This window comes from Macrococcus equipercicus, assembly GCF_004359525.2.
Lineage (GTDB): Bacteria > Bacillota > Bacilli > Staphylococcales > Staphylococcaceae > Macrococcus > Macrococcus equipercicus.
In genome coordinates this window covers 18921-34855 of sequence record NZ_SCWC02000009.1, presented here as the reverse complement: position 1 = coordinate 34855, position 15935 = coordinate 18921, and the positions used below count along the sequence as shown (strand labels likewise).

Genomic DNA, 15935 nt, shown 5'->3' with positions numbered 1-15935 from the left:
CTTGTTTTAAAAGAAATAACGCTGAATATCATTCCATGTCACCATGATCATAACGAAGAACAGGAACACGGCGCCAAGCGAGATAATAGCAATCTCAGCCTTTTTATTGACCGGACGTCTGAAAATCGCTTCATAAAGCACAAATAAAATTCGTCCGCCATCGAGTGCCGGAATCGGCAGCAGGTTCATGATGCCGAGATTCACTGATAATGATGCGGTAAAGTAGACGAGCGGCAGAATACCAAGCGATGCAATTTTTTCGGTGTTTTTGTATATACCGACAGGTCCGTTCAACATATCAAATGAGAATGTCCCCGTGAAAATACTGGTGAACAGCGCACCGACAAGACTGAAAATCATCAGCCCTGTCTTAAACGTTGTTTTCACGCCGTAGATCAAAGGATCTAACAGATTATCATGTGTGAACAGCGGATTGACACCGATAACTGCCCGCTTCACTTGTTTTGAGCCATCCTGCAGCGTCGCCTTCACAGGTTTTATCTCTTTCTTCAGTTCTCTGCCGTCACGTTCGATAATGATGTGATGGGTTTTGATGTCATTACTGTTGAAGTAAGACGTCATGTCCTCCCATTTGGAGATAGAATTGCCATCTATACTGACAACTCTGTCCTTCGTGACAAGTCCTGCTTTATCGGCCGGGCTGTCCTGCAGAATATCTCCGATGACCGCCTTATCAGTCGGTGTGCCTGTCGCATAGAAGTAACCGATGAACAACACGAGCGCGAGCAGGAAGTTAAAGAGCGGCCCTGCAAACAATGTCAGAAACTTCGGCCACGGCTTCTTGTTTTTGAACTGACGGTCACGCGGCGCGATTTGTATCAAGTCCCCTTCACGGACAAAATAAGCTTCATCAGCGATCGGGTAAGTGACTTCTTCATTCGTATACTGGTCAATCCCTTTAATAAACAGCTGGTCTTCGAAATCACTGTCCACGGCTTCCAGCTGTTCAATCTGTCTGAACTGATGCTGGTCATCTAAAATAATATGCGTGACTTCGTTCTGCTCATTTTTCTTAATACTGACGGTCATGCCTGCTGTCACAGGATTCTGCTCCATTCCGCTGCCCGCCATCATGACATAGCCGCCGACCGGCAGCAGACGGATGGTATACAATGTTTCATCTTTCTTATAAGAGAAGAGCTTCGGACCCATCCCGATCGCAAATTCCGGACACATGATACCTGCGCGTTTCGCAAAATATAAATGGCCGAATTCATGCACTGTGACCAGGACTCCGAAGACAATAATAAACGACAGCATTCCTAACATAGCTTACACCTCATAGTGACGTGACTTATAGTCAGCATCGATTTCTAGTATCGTCTCAAGGTCAGGATTGAGTATGACGTCATGCGCCTTCATTTCGCGTTCAATCAGCCGCTCAATATCAAGGAAGCTGATCTCACCGTTTAAAAATTTAGCAACAGCTGCTTCATTGACCGCATTCATGACAACCGGCATCGTCCCGCCGATGTGGATTGCATCGTAGGCAAATTTCAGACATCTGAAGCGCTCGAGGTCCATCGGCTTGAAGTTCAGCTGCCCGATTGCTGCAAGGTCGAGCCGTTCCGCCTGCCGCGGCAGCCGCTCTGGATAACTGAAGGCGTATTGAATCGGCATACGCATGTCCGGTGTTCCGAGTTGTGCGATGACACTAGTATCATTGAATTCTACCATAGAATGAATAATACTTTCCTTATGAAGCACTGTATCAATATGGTCAACAGGTACATCAAACAGCCATTTCGCTTCTATCACTTCAAGTCCTTTATTCATCATCGTCGCAGAATCAATCGTGATTTTTCTTCCCATCGACCAGTTCGGATGATTGAGTGCATCTTCAAGCGTCACATGTTCAAGCTCGTCTCTTGATAAGTCTCTGAACGAGCCGCCGCTCGCTGTGATGATCAGCCGCTCAATCGTCTTCTCATCCTCACCGTTCAGGCACTGGTAAATCGCTGAATGCTCTGAATCCACCGGCAGGATTTTAACGTTATGTCGTCTTGCTGCCGCCATCACAAGTTCACCGGCCACAACAAGTGTCTCCTTGTTGGCAAGCGCGATGTCAATACCCTGCTCGATGGCATGCAGCGTCGGCTTCAGACCGACGCTTCCTAAAATAGCGTTCAGCAGCATATCATTTTGTTCATAGCCTGCGACGTCGAGAAGTCCCGCGTCCCCTGACACTACTTTAATGTTATAGTCAGCAAGCTGAGCGGCATCTTCCGCATTCTGCACGCAGACGAGCTCCGGCTGAAACTCTTCAATGATCGCTCTCGCTTGATCAAGACTTCTGCCGACAGAGAAACTGACAAGCCGGTAGCAGTCTGAATGCTCTCGTATGACATCAAGTCCCTGCATCCCGACTGAACCACTGGCACCAAGTATTCCAATATTTTTCATGTCTTCACCTAACCTTGAAAGTTGATTAATAAAATATTCATCAGTGGCAGCACAAAAATAAAGCTGTCAAAGCGGTCTAAAATACCACCGTGTCCCGGCAGCAATGTTCCTGAATCTTTGACATCAAAGTGACGCTTAAGCGCTGATTCCACTAAATCGCCCAGTTGACCGAACATGCTGAGCAGCCAAGTGACAATGAGCAGCGGGAACAGACTGAGCGGCATATCATAATAAATGCTGAAAATAATCGCAACGATCGTACTGCTCAATATGCCGCCGACAAATCCCTCGATTGTTTTGTTCGGGCTGATTTCAGGCCACAGTTTCCGTCTGCCGAACAGGCGGCCGAATATATAGGCGCCTGTATCCGTCAGCCAGACAATGAGCAGCGCGAATAACAGAAAGTGCAGGCCGGCACTGTTTCTCGTCTCATAGAAATACATGAAGCCGATACCGACATAGGCGACGGCGAGCATACAGAATGCCGCATCGACAAAGGTGAATCTGTTCTTTGAGACGACCGTGTAACTCAGCAGTACAAGACTCATAATGATGAGAAATGGCACTTGATAGCGCATCTCGACCAGTTCACTGCGCTGCGGTGACATGATCAGACAGAGTGCAATCAAGCTGATGACACCAGGCAGTGAATAAAGTTTGATATGCTTCATGTTCAGCACTTCTTTCAGTGCTACAGCGGCCAGCAAATAGGCAAGGATTAATACGGGCCAGCCCCCGTAAATGACAATCGGCAGAAAAATAGCCATAGCAATAATGGCTGTGATTGTTCTAGTTTTCATAAATGTACTCCTTAAAGTCCCCCAAATCGACGTTGACGGTTATTATAGATGGTGATGGCATGATCGAAATCCGCTTCCGCGAAGTCCGGCCAGAACTTATCTTCAAATACAAATTCACTGTATGACGTCTGCCAGATCAGGAAGTTGCTGAGTCTTTCTTCTCCTGATGTTCTGATTAACAGGTCGGGATCAGGAAAATGTTTTGTGAATAAATAGCTGCTGAACAGCTCTTCATCAATCTCGCTGAGTTTCAGGTTATTATCCTTATATTCTTCAGCAATCCGCTGTACTGCTGAGACGATCTCTTTCCGGCCGCCGTAATTCATCGCGAAAATCAGCTTAAGACCAGAGTTGTCCTTTGTCTTGTCCTTCACTTCAGTAAGTGCAGCCTTCGTATGTGCCGGCAGCTGGTCAATGAAACCGATGGATTCAACTTTGACGTTCTGTTCGATCAGCTCAGGCAGGAACGATGACAGGAAGTCGCCCGGCAGCTTCATCAAGAAATTCACTTCATCTTCAGGACGAGTCCAGTTTTCAGTGGAAAAAGCATAGAGCGTTAAATACTTGACTCCGATTTTACTCGCATGTCTTGTAATGCGTTTAACCGTCTGCATCCCTTCGTAATGACCTGTAACACGCGGCATTTTCCGCTGTTTCGCCCAGCGGCCGTTGCCGTCCATAATAATCGCAATATGTTCAGGTACAGGTTGATGAACGGTTTTTTCTAACGAAGAACTTTTCTTGAATAAATTAAACATACGTTCCTCCAACTATTCATAATACTATTTCTTTATTCTATCATAACCCATAATTGAAGTCGTTAATTTTATTAATGCACATCATTCATAAAAAAGAAGCTGAGACGGGCAGCGCTTCTTTGAATCGTCTCCAAAGAAACCGCTTGATGTCTCAACTTCATGAACTTGGCTGTTAGACAGCCATAATATCTTTTTCTTTACTGTCTGTCAGTGAATCAATTTTCTTGATGTAATCATTCGTCAAGTTTTGAACGTCGTCTGTGAAGCTCTTTAAATCGTCTTCAGTCAGTTCGCCTGATTTTTCCGCTTTCTTCAGTGCATCGTTGGCATCACGACGGATATTACGGATAGCGACTTTCGCGTTCTCTGCTTCTTTCTTCGCATCTTTCACGAGATCTTTACGGCGTTCTTCTGTCAGTGCAGGCACTGTGATACGGATGACATTGCCGTCTGATGTCGGGTTCAGTCCAAGGTTCGCCTGGTTGATAGCCTTTAAGATATCATTGATAGATGTTTTGTCATATGGAGATACTACGAGCATTCTTGCTTCCGGCACAGAGATCCCTGCTAACTGCTGCACAGGTGTATCCGCTCCGTAGTAGTTCACTGTCACACGGTCCAGTAAATTGGCACTGGCATTGCCTGCACGGATGCCGGCAAATTCACGTGTTAAGCTGTCGATACTTTTTGACATCTTGTCTTTTGCTTCATTAATAATTGCTGTCGTCATTATAATTCTCCTATCATTACTTAGTGATCGTCGTTCCGATAACTTCGCCTTTTACAGCGCGTTTAATGTTACCTTCTTCCATAATTGAGAATACCACGAGCGGGATATCGTTGTCCATACAGAACGAGCTTGCTGTAGAGTCCATGACCTGCAGGCCTTCCTGCAGCATTTGGATATAAGTCAATGACTCATATTTTTTTGCAGTAGGATCAAGTTTCGGGTCAGCAGAATATACGCCGTCCACATTATTTTTGCCCATCAGAATAACATCCGCTTCCATTTCAGCGGCACGTAGTGCAGCTGTTGTATCTGTTGAGAAGTAAGGGTTGCCGATACCTGCAGCGAAAATAACAACGCGGCCCTTTTCCAGGTGGCGGATGGCACGTCTTCGGATATACGGCTCAGCGACCTGCTGCATCGCGATCGAAGTCAGTACGCGGGTATCACAGTCGAGCTGCTCCAGACTGTCCTGTAATGCCAGTGAGTTCATGACTGTCGCAAGCATGCCCATGTAGTCAGCTGTCCCGCGGTCCATACCGAGGTCGCTGCCGGTTTTACCGCGCCAGATATTCCCGCCGCCGACGATGACTGCTATTTCACAGTCCATCTGTGCAACTTCAGCGACCTGCTTGGCAATATTTTTAATGATGACCGGATTAATTCCGAAGCCTGCTTCTCCTGCTAATGCTTCTCCGCTCAGTTTTAATACAACGCGTTTATATTTGGAAGTTTCCAAGTGTTATCGCCCTTTCAGAATTTATATTTTCTACCTCTTTGCTGATGAAAGAAGCGCACAAAACTATATGTATTATATCAATAATCACTTCAAAAGTTAAAGGGTTTCTTAGTCCGCTCAAAAACGATGTAAAAAAAGGGACACGACGTATCGTGTCCTTAATTATTAGTTACCTTTGATCTGACCCATTACTTCATCAGCAAAGTTATCAGAGCGTTTTTCGATACCTTCTCCGACTTCAAAGCGGACGAATGATTTTAATGTGCCACCTTTAGATTTCAAGAACTCTGCCACTGTCTGATCAGGGTTTTTAACGAACGGCTGATCGACCGCACAAATTTCTTCAAGGTATTTACGAAGACGACCTTCAACCATTTTCTCAACGATATTTTCAGGTTTTCCTTCGTTTAATGCCTGCTGTTTAAGAATTTCTTTTTCATGCTCTAACTCTTCAGCAGATACTTGTTCACGAGAAACGAATTTAGGGTTTAATGCAGCGATATGCATTGCTACGTCTTTAGCAGCTGCAGCGTCTGTTGTATTTTCAACGACTGCAAGCACACCAATACGGCCGCCCATGTGTAAGTACTCACCGAATGCATCTGCATCTGTTTTAGTCGCCAGTACGAAACGACGTAATGTTAATTTTTCACCGATTGTAGAAATCGCTTCGTTAATTTTGTTTTCAACTGTTTTGCCTTCAGCCATTTCAGAAGTCAGTAATTCATCAACATCTGCTGGTTTAACAGCAAGAATGTGATCCGCCATTTCTTTAACCAATGCCTGGAAACCTTCATTACGAGCAACGAAGTCTGTTTCAGAGTTTAATTCAAGAAGAACCGCATCGTTACCGTTAGATGCCACATAAGTTGTACCTTCTGCTGCAATACGGTCTGCTTTTTTAGCTGCTTTTGCGATACCTTTTTCACGTAAGTAATCTACTGCAGCATCGATGTCACCGTTTGTTTCAGTCAATGCCTTTTTGCAGTCCATCATACCTGCGCCAGTTCTTTCACGTAATTGTTTAACTAATTGTGCTGAGATAGCCATGAATAAATTCCTCCAGATAATAGTTATGTGCTCACAGTTTCATCATACTAAATTGCATGATAAAAGGCGAAAAATTTACTTAATTTCTTTTAAAAAAGGTGATAAGACATTCAACTTATCACCTGGTTTGCTATAATTAAGCTTCAGTTGTTTCTGCAGCTTCTGTTGCTTCAGCAGCTGGAGCTTCTGTTAAATCGATGTTCTGCTCTGCAGCCACTTCTTCGTTAGAAACGCCTTGTTTTGCTTCTAAAATAGCGTCAGCCATTTTACCAGTTAATAATTTAACGGCACGAATCGCATCGTCGTTGGCAGGGATGACGTAGTCGATTTCATCTGGATCACAGTTTGTATCAACGATACCGACGATTGGAATGTGTAATTTTTTCGCTTCAGCGATTGCGTTGCGCTCTTTACGCGGGTCAACAACGAAGATTGCTGATGGCATAGATTTCATGTCGCGGATACCGCCTAAGAATTTGATCAGACGATCGTATTCTTTTTTAAGTTCTACGACTTCTTTTTTAGGAAGAACGTCGAAAGTGCCGTCTGCTTCCATTTTTTCGATTTCAGCAATACGTTTAACACGTTTGTTGATTGTTTTGTAGTTTGTTAAAGTTCCACCTAACCAGCGCTGGTTGATGTAGAACTGACCTGAACGTTCAGCTTCTTCTTTAACTGATTCCTGTGCTTGTTTTTTAGTACCGACGAATAAGACAGTACCGCCTTCTTCAGCAACAGATTTCATGAAGTTGTATGCTTCTTCAACTTTCTTCACTGTTTTTTGAAGGTCGATGATGTAGATACCATTTCTTTCAGTGAAAATGTATTTCTTCATTTTTGGGTTCCAGCGACGTGTCTGATGACCGAAGTGAACACCAGCTTCTAACAATTGTTTCATTGAGATAACTGCCATTTTATTTTCCTCCTAGTGGTTTATTCCGCCATTACAGGCAATTTTGACAACAGCTGTGCTGCACCCATCAAAATACTTATCTGCAATGTGTGAATTAGCTTTTTACAAGCCGTTTATTAATATACCATATTTCATGGATTAAGACAAGAAAAATTCCGTCTGCAGTGCGTTATCTTTCAGCACTGCTGCCATCACACAAAAAACGAACTGCCCGCTGCTGGACAATTCGTTCATATGATTAGTGGCTGTTCGCCAATTCTTCTAAAAACTGCTCTTTCTTGATCTTGATGAACGTCCCTTTCATACCTAACGAACGCGATTCAATGACGCCTGCACTTTCCAGTTTACGCAGTGCATTGACGATGACTGAACGTGTGATACCGACGCGGTCAGCTACTTTAGAAGCGACCAGCAGACCTTCTGAAGCATTCAGCTCTTCAAAGATATGTTCGATTGCTTCTTTCTCTGAATAAGACAATGAACTGATGGCCATCGTAATCGCTGCTCTGTCGCGGGCGATCTGTTCGACTTCTGTATGCTTCTCTCTCAAGATCTCCATACCGACGACAGTCGCTGCATATTCACCGAGAACAAGATCGTTATCATCAAAGTGATTGTCGACACGGCCGAGCACTAATGTCCCAAGACGGTCACCACCGCCTTTAATCGGGATAATCGTCGTCTGACTTTCTTTGAACAGCTCTTCACTTTCCGGCGGGAAGACGGTCAGATGATTAGACAGCGGGATATTGGATTCCGTCTGTTCGACTTCAGATAATAAGTCTGTATACTCTTTAGGGATTTGACGCTCTTCCAGCATTTTGATAATCCGTTCGTTCTTCAGCAGTTCGTTGACGCCAAACCCTAATATTCTCCCTCTTCTTGAGACGATAAAGACGTTGGACTGCATCGTTTTACCGAGATGGTCAGCCATATCCTTGAAGTCGACAGCGAGCCCTTCATGCTCCTGCAATAATGTGTTGATTTCACGTGTTCTCGTTAATAAATCCATCTTGATTCTCCTTTTTATAAAATAAATTCACTTAAACTTTTATTTTTTGCTATTGAACCAAGCTTCAATTCAACATACTGCTTTGTAATATCGACATGGGCATTCGGCATTTCGGATGCTTCAAACAATAAGTCTTCCAGCATTTTCTCGAGGATTGTATGCAGACGTCTTGCCCCGATGTTGTCCGTCTCCTGATTGACTTCATAAGCAATTTCAGCGAGGCGCTTAATGGCATCGTCTGTGAAGCTGATCGTCACATCTTCCGTTGCCAGCAGACTTTCATACTGCTTCAAGAGTGACAGACGCGGTTCCCGCAGAATTTTCTCGAAGTCTTCGACGGACAGTTTATCGAGCTCCACTCTGATCGGGAAACGTCCCTGCAGCTCAGGGATAAGGTCGCTCGGTTTAGCGACGTGGAACGCACCGGCACCGATAAACAAAATATGCGCCGTGTTCACTGCCCCGTATTTCGTCTGGATGACACTGCCTTCCACAATCGGTAGAATGTCGCGCTGCACGCCCTGGCGGGAGACGTCTGGTCCGCTGTTTGAGGAGCCTGCGATTTTATCGATTTCATCGATGAAAACAATCCCCATCTGCTCAGTCAGCTGTACCGCTTCCTGATTCACCGTTTCCTGGTCGATCAGCTTTGATGCTTCCTCGTCAATAAGAATCGGACGAGCTTTTGCGACCGTCAGACGGCGCTCCACTTTCTTCTTCGGCATCATCTGGCTCAGCATGTCCTGCATGTTGTTCTCCATGCCCGGTATGCCGAATGCCTGCTGCTCCTGCTCCACTTTGATGACGATTTCTTCATTTTCCAGCTGCTGTGCTGCAAGCTTAGTCCGGATATCACGGCGCTTCGAACTGATTTCTTCTGTCACTTCCTCATCATCGCTCTGCTCACCGAAGCCCGGGAACTGACCGCCGAACAGTGACTCCAAAGGATTGCTCTGTGCCTGCTTCTTCTTCATGGCCGGTACAAGCAGTTTGACCAGTCGTTCTTCGGCCTGTTTTTCCGCTTCACCCAGCACTTCTTTCTTCTTCTCCTCTTTGACGAGCCGGACACCGTTCTCGACTAAATCACGGATCATACTTTCAACGTCGCGTCCGACATAACCGACTTCCGTATATTTAGTCGCTTCGACTTTAACAAAGGGTGCACCGACGAATTTTGCGATCCGCCGTGCGATTTCCGTCTTGCCGACACCCGTCGGACCGATCATGAGCATGTTCTTCGGAATGATTTCCTGCTGCAGCTGCTCATCGAGAAGTGACCGTCGGTAGCGGTTGCGCAGACTGATTGCTACTTTTTTCTTTGCTTCTGCCTGACCGACAATATGCTGATTCAGTTCATTGACTATTTCTTTTGGCGTCATCTTCATCTGAATGTTCATGATGCCTCCTTATAATTCTTCCACAATAATATTGTGATTGGTAAAGACACAAATATCAGCTGCCGTCTCAAGACTTGCTTGTGCAATTTCTTTTGCCGACAGATGCGGCGCGTGTTTTTTGAGTGCACGGCCGGCACTGAGCGCGTAGTTGCCGCCTGAGCCGATCGCCATGATGTCGTCATCCGGCTGAATGACTTCACCTGTACCGCTTACCAGGAGCAGTTCACTGTCATTCATGACAAGCAGCATCGCTTCCAGCTGACGGAGCATTTTATCGCCGCGCCACTCTTTGGCAAGCTCCACTGCTGCACGAGACAAGTTGCCATTATATTCATAGAGCTTCGCTTCAAATTTTTCAAACAATGTGAATGCATCGGCGACGCTGCCGGCAAATCCCGCGACGACCTGGTCGTCAAATAATCGTCTGACTTTCTTAGCCGTCGCTTTCATGATGACCTGTTCGCCGAGCGTCACCTGTCCGTCACCACTCATAGCAGAATGACCATTATGTCTCACTGCAAATATCGTTGTTGCATGCATTGCCAATTGTAACCTCTCCTTTATGCACGGGGATGTGCATTTAAATACGTCTGTCTCAGATGTTCCTTTGTCACGTGAGTATAACGTCCGGTCGTCGATAAGTTGACATGTCCCAGTAAGTCCTGCACTGTCCTGAGGTCTGCCCCTTCGTTAAGGAGGTGCGTCGCAAACGTATGGCGCAGCTTATGGGGATGTATCTCAGAAACATTGCCTGCCCGCATGATGACCTGGTCAAGAATATAGCGGACACCGCGTGTCGTCAGCGGCTCACCGCGGCTGTTGATAAGCAGATAGTCATGATCATGCGCATACTGCTGCCTTACCGGGAAATAGTTACGCAGACTTTTCAGTGCGAAGCTGCCAAACGGTACAATCCGCTCCTTATTCCCTTTTCCGAGTAATTTGATGACCATCATCTCCTCATCAATGTCCTGAAGTTTCAGGTTCACCAGTTCAGAGACCCGTGCACCCGTCGCATAGAGCAGCTCAAGTATCAGCTGGTCACGCTTATGCAGTGGTTTGCCCTGATCGATTTCCGCAAACAGCTGAGCCATTTCTTCTTCATAGAAAAATGCCGGCAGATACTGTTCTTTCTTCGGATGAACGAGTGCATCAAATGGATTCAAGGCGTCTTTATCAAGCTGTATAAACCGGTAGAATGTCTTCAAACTGGATATTTTCCGCGATACTGACGAACGCGTCAGTTTTTGGTCATATAAATAGACTAAATAACCCCGGGCATTTTGATAGCTGAATGTTTCAATATTCAGCCCTTCACGGTTTAAATAGTCTATAAAAGATCGCACATCATTGTTATATGCGGTGAGCGTGTGGCTAGAAAAATTTTTTTCGTTCTTCAAGTATGCGATGAACGCGTTAATCTGACTTTGCACGACGACCCCTCCAGTTATCTGAATTGTATCACAATTCAAATTTCTTTAACACTAATAACTATAATGTCACTTTAAACTGTTCTAAAGTGTCAAGCGCACGGGCAGCGAGTGCCTCATAACGTTCTTTTTTGTCTTTGATTCTCTTCTCCAGGGGTGGCAGTAATCCGAAGTTCGCATTCATCGGCTGGAAATTCTTACTGCTTGTATGTGTGATGTAATACGCCATGGCACCAATCATGGTTTTCTCAGGGAATGTGATCGGCGTTACACCGGACAGTAACTTGCTGGCGTTAATGCCGGCAATAAGACCGCTTGCTGCACTTTCCACATAACCCTCAACGCCTGTCATCTGACCTGCCAGGAACAAATCTTCTTTACCTTTGAACTGGTACGTCTGCTCCAGGTTGGTCGGTGAGTTAATGAATGTATTGCGGTGCATAACACCGTATCTGACGATATCGACATTTTCCAGACCCGGAATGAGACGCAGCACTTCTTTTTGGGCGCCCCACTTTAAGTGTGTCTGGAAGCCGACAATATTATATAACGTTCCGGCCGCATCATCCTGACGCAGCTGGACAACAGCATAAGGCCGCTTCCCGGTTTTCGGATCTTCCAGACCGACCGGCTTCATCGGGCCGAATAACAATGTCTTCTTGCCGCGGCGGGCCATCTCTTCAAACGGCATACAGCCTTCAAAATAAATCTCTTTTTCGAAGTCTTTCAACGGCACGACTTCAGCAGTCGTCAGCGCCTCATAGAAGCGGTCGAACTCCTCTTCTGTCATCGGGCAGTTCAAGTAAGCCGCTTCTCCTTTATCATAGCGGGATTTCAAATATACTTTGTCCATATCGATGGATTCTTTCTCGACGATCGGTGCTGCTGCGTCATAAAAGTACAGATGACTTTGACCGGTCAGCTCCTGAATGCTCTTTGATAACTGCTCAGTCGTCAGCGGGCCTGTTGCGATAATCGTCGGACCTGCCGGCACTTCATTGATTTCCTCGTTAATCACTGTAATGTTCTCGTGATTTTTCAGCGTATCCGTAATATAGCCGCTGAATTCATGGCGGTCTACTGCCAAGGCACCGCCCGCAGGGACGCTTGCGCTGTCAGCTGCCTTCATGATCAGCGAATCAAGACGGCGCATCTCTTCTTTCAGTACACCGACACCGTTAGTCAGAGCATTTCCTCGTAAAGAGTTTGAGCAGACAAGCTCTGCAAATTTATCTGTATGGTGAGCAGGCGTCTGTTTCACCGGACGCATTTCATATAAGTTCACCTTGATGCCGCGCTTCGCCAGCTGATAAGCAGCTTCAGAACCAGCAAGTCCTGCACCAATAACATTAATCGTAGTCATAATAATTCCTCCTTGTATCCTCAATGATTGTAATATATTCTGACTATTAAATAAACCATTAACAACTATCATGCAGAATCGTTCGTAATACGAATTATTCAGCTGCGCATAATTTTGGCTATGCCTGTGAAACCTGCCAAAAATCGCCGCTATATAACAGCTGACTAATATTAATGGAAGAAACTCATGCTGTGTCATAGAACAGCAGTAAAACACCCTCCAGAGAAATATTCTTCCGGAGGGTGTATTTATTGTGCTTTTTCCTCGTATTCGCAAGAAGGACAGGCGACCTGCATAGTCTTGCCTTTTTTACGTTCCACGAGCTGTGTCTCACATTTCGGACATTTCCGCGCAACCGGTTTATCCCAGGAAATATAATCACATTCCGGGAAGTTAGTACAGCCGTAGAAGATTCTGTTCTTCTTCGACTTACGTTCCACGACTTCTCCGTCATCACATTTTGGACAAGGAACACCGATCGACTTAACGATGGCTTTCGTGTTACGGCAGTCCGGAAAGTTCGAGCAGGCCATGAATTTACCGTAGCGGCCCATCTTGATGACCATCGGCGAACCGCATTTCTCACAGTCTTCACCAGCCGGCTCATCTTTAATCTCAATTTTCTCCATCTCTTCTTCAGCGCGTTCGACATGCAGTTTGAAGTCCCCGTAGAATGTCTCGATGACTTTCTTCCAGGTGATCTCGCCGTTCGCCACGCGGTCAAGCAGTGCCTCCATGTTCGCCGTGAAGTCCACTTCAACAATTTCAGGGAAGTATTCCTTGACTGATTCGTTGACGATCAGCCCAAGCTCTGTCGGATAAAACTTCTTCTGGTCAATCTTGACGTAATTACGTTTTGTGATCGTGTCAATCGTCGGTGCGTAGGTCGACGGCCGGCCGATCCCTTTTTCTTCAAGCGTTTTGACAAGCCGTGCTTCCGTATAGCGCGGCGGCGGCTGTGTAAAGTGCTGGTTTTCGTCAATGTTCGTCGCTTTGACCCGGTCTCCGACAACAAGTTCAGGCAGCCTGTTCTCGCCCTCGTCCTCCGTGTCATCCTGACCTTCGACGTAGACGCTCATGAATCCTTTGAACTTGATCGTCTGACCGTTCGCCCGGAACTTGATCGGTCCCTGCACTAAGTCGACTGCCACAGTATCGATGACCGCTGCGGCCATCTGACTTGCCATGAAACGTTCCCAGATAAGTTTATACAGTCTTAACTGGTCTCTTGATAAGTAAGCTTTCATATCATTCGGCGTGCGCAGTGCTGATGTCGGCCGGATTGCCTCGTGGGCATCCTGCGCACCCGCTTTCTGTCCTGCTGCCTTGCGTTTCGATAAATACTGCTCACCGAAGTGGTCTTTAATGTATCCTGCCGCTTCTGTTTTTGCCGTCTCAGAAATACGGGTCGAGTCCGTTCTCATGTAAGTGATCAGACCGACTGTCCCCTGCTTCTTCAGGTCGATCCCTTCGTACAGCTGCTGTGCAAGCATCATCGTCTTGCGGGCCTTGAAGTTCAGCTTACGTGCTGCTTCCTGCTGTAGACTGGAAGTCGTAAAAGGATTGGCGGGGTTTCTGAGCTTCTCTTTTTTTGACACATCTGTCACATCAAATAAATCAGAGGATAACTGCTTCACAATCGCTTTAACGTCCTGCTCGCTTCTTAGTTTCGTCGGTTTGTTGTTCTCATGCAGGAATTTCGCTTTGAACGTGACGCCCTGATGTTCAAACAGCCCATCGATTGTCCAGTACTCTTCCGGCTTGAAGGCATTGATTTCTTCTTCGCGGTCGATGATCAGTTTAAGCGCCACTGACTGCACGCGGCCGGCTGACAGACCTTTTTTGACTTTCTTCCATAACACGGGTGAGATGTTATAACCGACGAGACGGTCAAGTGCACGTCTTGCCTGTTGTGCATCGACCAGCTCATGCTGAATGGCGCGCGGTGATTTAAAGCTCTCCTTCACCGCATCTTTCGTAATTTCATTGAACACTACACGTGACTTTGCGTTTTCATCAATATCCAGTAAATGTGCCAAATGCCAGGCAATCGCTTCACCTTCGCGGTCCGGGTCACTTGCCAGGAAGACATGCTTTGCTTTCTTCGCATGTTTTTTCAGTTCCTGGACAACAGGCCCTTTACCACGAATTGTAATATATCTCGGCTCAAAATCGTTATCAACGTCGATTCCCATCTGACTGCGCGGTAAATCCCGCACATGTCCCATGGAGGCGATAACCTTATATTTTTTTCCTAAATATTTTTCAATGGTTTTTGCTTTTGCAGGCGATTCAACAATGACAAGATTCTCTGCCAATTGTATCTCCCCTTCATTTCTTACTATTTCGTATTCAAGTGTAAATGATAACGGTAGCGCTAAATAGTTGTCAATTATAAAATCTTTAAGCTGTCTTATTATTGATAATCTTCGAGTATGTCAGCTACCGACAGACAGGCTTTTGCGCCTTCTGAAATTCTTAAGTTGCACCCTTCTGAATAAACACTTGTGATCGGACCGGGCAGACAGTAGACGTTGCGGTTCTGGTCGAGTGCCTGGTCACACGTGATCAGACTGCCGCTGCGTCGTTTCGCCTCAGTGATCAATGTGCCCTGACAGAGCCCGCTGATAATCCGGTTGCGTTCAGGGAACTGCCAGGCACGCGGGCTTACGTGCGGCGGATATTCACTGATGACAAGATGCTGCCTTTCCATATACTTTCTGAGGAGGGCGGTCTCCTCCGGGTAATGATGGTCATGACCGAAGCCGAGAACGCCGATTGTACGGCCGTTACTTCTCATCGTCATGATATGCGCATCAGAATCCGTCCCTTTCGCGAGCCCGCTCACTATGACGAGCTGATGCCGGGTCAGTTCAGGTATAAACTGTGTTAGTACAGTCGTTGTATATTCTGTCCGCTCCCTGCCGCCGACCACGGCAAGGCAGCGCCCTGTTAAATAGTCCGTATTACCCCTGCAGAAGAGCACCCACGGATAATCATACAGCTCACGCAGCAGCGCAGGATAATTCGCTTCATTGTAATAGACTAACGTCATCCCTTTGTCATGCAGTGCTGCTTTAAGCGCTGAACTATCCAGCGTCTGCAGTTTCTTGAGTTTTTTACGGAGCGCCGGGTCCTGATACTCCTTTAGCAGGGCTTCATATTTCAAGCTGATATAGTTGAAACAGCCGAACCGCTCCTTGAACCGGTGCAGCTGCGCTGTTGAAAAGCCTGCATAAATCAACTTTAAGATCATATCCTGTTCCATTATCTTCACCTCACTCTAAGCATAGACACTGATTGTGAAGAATAAATGACATAG

General features: G+C 46.1%; 15 protein-coding genes. All 15 read right to left on the bottom strand.

From position 1 onward, the window contains the following. Positions 1-6: 6 nt before the first annotated feature. The 15 genes from rseP to dprA all read right to left on the bottom strand — a co-directional run bounded on the left by rseP (position 7) and on the right by dprA (position 15881). Positions 7-1290, bottom strand: a complete 1284-nt coding sequence (gene rseP / locus ERX35_RS09925; protein ID WP_149459745.1) for an RIP metalloprotease RseP — start codon at positions 1288-1290, stop codon at positions 7-9. Between the two features lie 3 nt (positions 1291-1293). Next, positions 1294-2424, bottom strand: coding sequence for a 1-deoxy-D-xylulose-5-phosphate reductoisomerase (gene dxr / locus ERX35_RS09920; RefSeq protein ID WP_149459744.1), 1131 nt, complete (start codon positions 2422-2424; stop codon positions 1294-1296). A gap of 8 nt (positions 2425-2432) precedes the next feature. Continuing rightward, entirely contained in the window at positions 2433-3224 is a 792-nt protein-coding gene (locus tag ERX35_RS09915; RefSeq protein ID WP_149459743.1) for a phosphatidate cytidylyltransferase, read from the bottom strand. A gap of 11 nt (positions 3225-3235) precedes the next feature. After that, on the bottom strand, positions 3236-3982 hold the full coding sequence (locus ERX35_RS09910; protein ID WP_149459742.1) for an undecaprenyl pyrophosphate synthase: 747 nt from the start codon (positions 3980-3982) through the stop codon (positions 3236-3238). Positions 3983-4154: 172 nt separating this feature from the next. Next, complete coding sequence (gene frr, locus ERX35_RS09905; protein ID WP_149459741.1) at positions 4155-4712, bottom strand: ribosome recycling factor; 558 nt, start codon at positions 4710-4712, stop codon at positions 4155-4157. Positions 4713-4728: 16 nt separating this feature from the next. Continuing rightward, positions 4729-5448, bottom strand: a complete 720-nt coding sequence (gene pyrH, locus ERX35_RS09900; RefSeq protein WP_149459740.1) for a UMP kinase — start codon at positions 5446-5448, stop codon at positions 4729-4731. 165 nt (positions 5449-5613) lie between these two features. Then, complete coding sequence (gene tsf / locus ERX35_RS09895; protein WP_149459739.1) at positions 5614-6498, bottom strand: translation elongation factor Ts; 885 nt, start codon at positions 6496-6498, stop codon at positions 5614-5616. A 136-nt stretch (positions 6499-6634) separates the two neighbouring features. Next, complete coding sequence (rpsB, locus tag ERX35_RS09890; protein ID WP_149459738.1) at positions 6635-7411, bottom strand: 30S ribosomal protein S2; 777 nt, start codon at positions 7409-7411, stop codon at positions 6635-6637. Between the two features lie 238 nt (positions 7412-7649). Then, positions 7650-8423 carry a GTP-sensing pleiotropic transcriptional regulator CodY gene (gene codY, locus ERX35_RS09885; RefSeq protein WP_149459737.1) on the bottom strand — a complete coding sequence of 258 codons (774 nt, stop codon included), beginning with the start codon at positions 8421-8423 and terminating at the stop codon, positions 7650-7652. Positions 8424-8437: 14 nt separating this feature from the next. Continuing rightward, a complete protein-coding gene (gene hslU, locus ERX35_RS09880; RefSeq protein ID WP_246143156.1) occupies positions 8438-9820 on the bottom strand; it encodes an ATP-dependent protease ATPase subunit HslU in 1383 nt (460 codons plus the stop codon). 9 nt (positions 9821-9829) lie between these two features. After that, on the bottom strand, positions 9830-10360 hold the full coding sequence (gene hslV / locus ERX35_RS09875; RefSeq protein ID WP_149459775.1) for an ATP-dependent protease subunit HslV: 531 nt from the start codon (positions 10358-10360) through the stop codon (positions 9830-9832). Positions 10361-10380: 20 nt separating this feature from the next. Next, entirely contained in the window at positions 10381-11253 is an 873-nt protein-coding gene (gene xerA, locus ERX35_RS09870) for a site-specific tyrosine recombinase/integron integrase (protein ID WP_149459735.1), read from the bottom strand. Positions 11254-11311: 58 nt separating this feature from the next. Further along, entirely contained in the window at positions 11312-12616 is a 1305-nt protein-coding gene (gene trmFO, locus ERX35_RS09865; protein WP_149459774.1) for an FADH(2)-oxidizing methylenetetrahydrofolate--tRNA-(uracil(54)-C(5))-methyltransferase TrmFO, read from the bottom strand. Between the two features lie 245 nt (positions 12617-12861). Beyond that, a complete protein-coding gene (gene topA, locus ERX35_RS09860) occupies positions 12862-14937 on the bottom strand; it encodes a type I DNA topoisomerase (RefSeq protein WP_149459734.1) in 2076 nt (691 codons plus the stop codon). 92 nt (positions 14938-15029) lie between these two features. Beyond that, on the bottom strand, positions 15030-15881 hold the full coding sequence (gene dprA / locus ERX35_RS09855) for a DNA-processing protein DprA (RefSeq protein WP_149459733.1): 852 nt from the start codon (positions 15879-15881) through the stop codon (positions 15030-15032). Positions 15882-15935 lie beyond the last annotated feature (54 nt).